General features: G+C 33.3%; 4 protein-coding genes. 3 read left to right on the top strand and 1 reads right to left on the bottom strand.

Annotated elements, in window-relative coordinates:
• Nucleotides 1-113: 113 nt before the first annotated feature.
• The 3 genes from hdhA to ACW2QF_RS18400 all read left to right on the top strand — a co-directional run bounded on the left by hdhA (nt 114) and on the right by ACW2QF_RS18400 (nt 2628).
• A complete protein-coding gene (hdhA, locus tag ACW2QF_RS18410; protein WP_455717475.1) occupies nt 114-911 on the top strand; it encodes a 7alpha-hydroxysteroid dehydrogenase in 798 nt (265 codons plus the stop codon).
• A 129-nt stretch (nt 912-1040) separates the two neighbouring features.
• The gene (locus ACW2QF_RS18405) at nt 1041-2309 is read left to right on the top strand and encodes a Y-family DNA polymerase (RefSeq protein ID WP_455717474.1); all 1269 of its coding nucleotides are present in this window, start codon (nt 1041-1043) and stop codon (nt 2307-2309) included.
• 1 nt (nt 2310) lies between these two features.
• On the top strand, nt 2311-2628 hold the full coding sequence (locus tag ACW2QF_RS18400) for a YolD-like family protein (protein ID WP_455717476.1): 318 nt from the start codon (nt 2311-2313) through the stop codon (nt 2626-2628).
• 305 nt (nt 2629-2933) lie between these two features.
• Here the strand turns inward: ACW2QF_RS18400 and ACW2QF_RS18395 are convergent.
• Nucleotides 2934-3980, bottom strand: a 1047-nt coding sequence (locus ACW2QF_RS18395) for an LCP family protein (RefSeq protein WP_455717473.1), incomplete at its 5' end; no start/stop codon positions are given.

Here is a 3980-nt window from a genome sequence, read left to right as displayed (position 1 = left end):
TTTTGCATAAGTACAGAAATACTAATGTATTTAGTGGATAAAATATATAAGATTAATTTTTAAGGTAAAAAGATAAATGATATCTATTGTCAAAATATAATGGAGGAAACTATATGAGATTAGAAAATAAGGTTGTATTAATTACCGCATCAACAAGAGGAATCGGTCTTGCCTGTGTCAAACGATGTGCTAGTGAAGGTGCAATCGTTTATATGGGAGCAAGGAATTTGGATCGTGCAAATGAGATTGCCAATGAACTTAATAGTAATGGAGCTAAGGTTAACGTTGTTTATAATGATGCGACGGTAAAAGAAAGCTATAAAACTATGGTTGAAGAAGTTGTGAAGGCAGAAGGACACATTGATGTTTTAGTGAATAATTTTGGAACGTCTAATCCCAAAGTAGATTTAGATATTAAGTCAACAGAGTATGATGAGTTCATTCGTACCATGGATTTGAACTTAGCAAGTGTATTTTTATCAAGTCAAGCAGTGATTCCACATATGGCAGCAGGTGGTGGTGGCAGTATTATCAATATTTCATCGATTGGTGGTATTCGTCCAGATGTATCTCAAATTGCCTATGGAACAAGTAAAGCCTCCATTAATTATCTGACAAAATTAATTGCTACACAATGTGCAAGAGATAATATAAGATGCAATGCAGTGCTTCCTGGTATGACTGCAACAGATGCTGTTAATGATAACTTAACAGAAGATTTTAAAGAATTTTTCTTAAAACATACACCAATTAAACGAATGGGAAAACCAGAAGAAATAGCTGGAGCAGTGGCTTATTTCGCTTGCGATGATTCTGCTTATACAACAGGGCAGATTATGGACGTTTCAGGAGGCTTTGGTATGCCTACACCAGTATTTTCGGATAAGATTAATTTAACAATTAAAAGATAAAATAATTAAAGATAAATTTAAATACATGCATTGAAAAAGAACCTACGTTCTGGTAATATTGTATATATAAAAGTGTTGAGTTATAAGCTGAATTGAGATAATTAAGAAAAAGGAGATGAGGTGACGGGAATGCCAAAGAATAGAATCTACGTCTGTATTGACTTGAAATCTTTTTATGCTTCGGTGGAATGTGTAGAGCGAAGTCTAGATCCAATGACTACTAATTTGGTAGTTGCCGACCCCGAACGTTCAGAAAAAACCATATGCCTTGCTGTTTCGCCTTCTATGAAAGCAATGGGGATACCGGGAAGATGCAGAGTATTCCAGATTCCAACTAATCTTGATTATATTATGGCACCACCAAGGATGCAGCTTTATATTGAATATTCTGCAGAAATCTATGCAGTCTATCTAAAATATATAGCCAAAGAGGATATTCATGTGTATTCTATCGATGAAGTCTTTATGGATGTGACAGATTATCTAGACATGTACCAGATGACGGCAAAAGAACTTAGCATAAAAATTATGCAGGATGTAAAGGATACAACAGGTATCACGGCATCCTGTGGAATTGGAACTAACCTATACTTAGCAAAAATTGCTTTGGATATCACAGCAAAACATGTAAAGGATAATATCGGTATTCTAGATGAAGAATCTTATAGAAAGACATTATGGAATCACAAGCCTCTCTCTGATTTTTGGCGAGTAGGTTCAGGGATTTCTAATCGACTTGAGCGTATGGGAATTTTCACGATGAAGCAGATAGCAGAAGCAGATGAGGAGATGCTTTACAAGCTGTTTGGAATCGATGCGGAATTACTAATTGATCATGCTTGGGGTAGAGAGACTACGACTATGGCAGATATAAAAGCATACAAATCTAAGACGAATTCCATATCCAGTGGGCAGGTATTAGATCGTGATTATGATTATGAAGAGGGAAAACTGATTGTGAAGGAAATGGCGGACCTACTTTGTCTGGAATTAGTGGATAAGGGATTGGTGACTGATTCTATAACACTTCATATTGGATACTCCAATCAAATAGAAAAGAAACCTGCACATGGGACAACAACTATGACAGTTACAACCAGTTCTGCAAGGCAGATTATCGAGTATACGGTAAAACTATATGAAAGAATTGTGGACAAATACGCGCCCGTTCATAGAGCAACATTGACATTTAATAACGTGGTAGATGAGACATATAAACAGTATGATTTGTTTACAGATCCGGCAGAGATGGAAAGGGAATATCAGATACAAAAAGCCATGCTAGATATTAAAGGTAAGTTCGGAAAGAATGCGATATTAAAAGGAATGAATTTGCAAAAAGGTGCAACAACGACGAAGAGAAATCGGCAGATAGGAGGGCATAGAAGTGGCGTCTAAGATGAGCAGAGAAGATCGAGCAAAACAGTTTATGCCTTTTGCTGCCTTAAAAGGCTATCCAGATGCCTTGCGTAAAAAAGAGAAAATTATTGTACCCAAAATAGAACTTTCGGAGGAGTCTAAGGAAGAATTGGACTGGAAACTACGGCAGGTGCAAAAGAATGATATTGTAACTGTGGTTTATTTCTATAGGGATGAATACCTTAGAATTACGGGAATGGTATCAAGAATCGATGAAACTGCTAGAGTTCTTAAGATTGTGAATACAAAAATATCCTTTGAAAATCTATATGACATACGACAAGAAAGCAGTGTATGAAAATTTTTCTGTATATTAGTTCTTCTATGATAAGTGATGAGCCAAATAAGATTTTCAAAGTTCATCAATTAATAATTAAGGGCATGTCAATAGGACTTATAAATTAAGGCCTATGACATGCTCTTTTTATTCTTATTCTGGGACCTGCAAGGATACATTATTGGTAACTCGCTATAAACTTCGCCCCAGTTTCTAAGCGGATATGTTAAGAAAAAAGCCTTTTTCAAAATCATTATTGATTTTGTACAAATCTTCAAGGAAATCTTTTCTATGTATTAAAACCTCCATTATAATTTAACATATAATTATTCCTCAATGTTGTTAATGACATTATAAAGATCTTTTTTAGTGGTAGCCCAGTCAGAAATAATTAATACATCTTGATTAATTCCATTAATATTTCTAGAATCATTATAGTAAGATCCATAGCTTGGAATTCTATAGGTATTTAGTTTATTTGTATCTATTTTTAATAATTCATTAACTAATATATTAAATGTTGAATTATCAATATCAGTTTTAATATCTGTTTCAGTTAACACATTATTTCCTATTTTCAATAAACTTAGGATATGTTCATTTTTTAATTTCTTAAATATCTCAGTTAGAACGTATCTTTGTCTTGCTGTACGTCCAAAATCGTCATGTTCATTATCAATTGTAGCTTTCTTTCTAATTCTACAGTAACCAAGTACTTGCTCTCCATTTAGCGTTTGAGTACCTTCAACTACATTCCGGTATAACGGGTCTGAAATATAATTAGTCGTATTTAAATAATTTGCCTCTTCTGAAGTAAGAGTTATGTCAACTCCATCAATAGCATCAACTATATATTTAAAAGCATCGTAGCCAACTAGAATATATCCATCTAGAGTTACCCCGAAATTCTCTTGAATAGTCTGATAGAATGTTTCCATGCCGCCCATTGAATAAACAGCATTAAGTTTAGCACTAGAAAAATTGGGGATATCTACATAAATATCTCGCATTAAAGTAGTCAATAATATAGTATTAGTATCTGTATTCAAAGTAGCTAATATCATAGTGTCTGTATTACCATCCTGTGCTCCTAATATCATAATATTATATTTTTCTTTAACACTATACTGATCTTGAGTATTATTGTTCTTTAAAGAAGATGTACTATCATCATGGTCAATTTTATTATAAATAGTATCACTAATAATCTTAACAGCATGCTTTTTTCCGGGAGTTGTGCATGTAAAGTAGATTATTAATGATAAGCAAGAAAACAGGATTACTAATAGTAATTTTATAATGGATTTTCTTTTTAAATTCTTAGTTTTTTCTTTCTTCAATTTATTAAACTCCTTATCATTTTTTGTCATTTC

The organism is Anaerosporobacter sp. (genome assembly GCF_965301125.1).
Note: the sequence above shows the minus strand (reverse complement) of the source record. Positions and strands in the feature narration are given on the sequence as shown.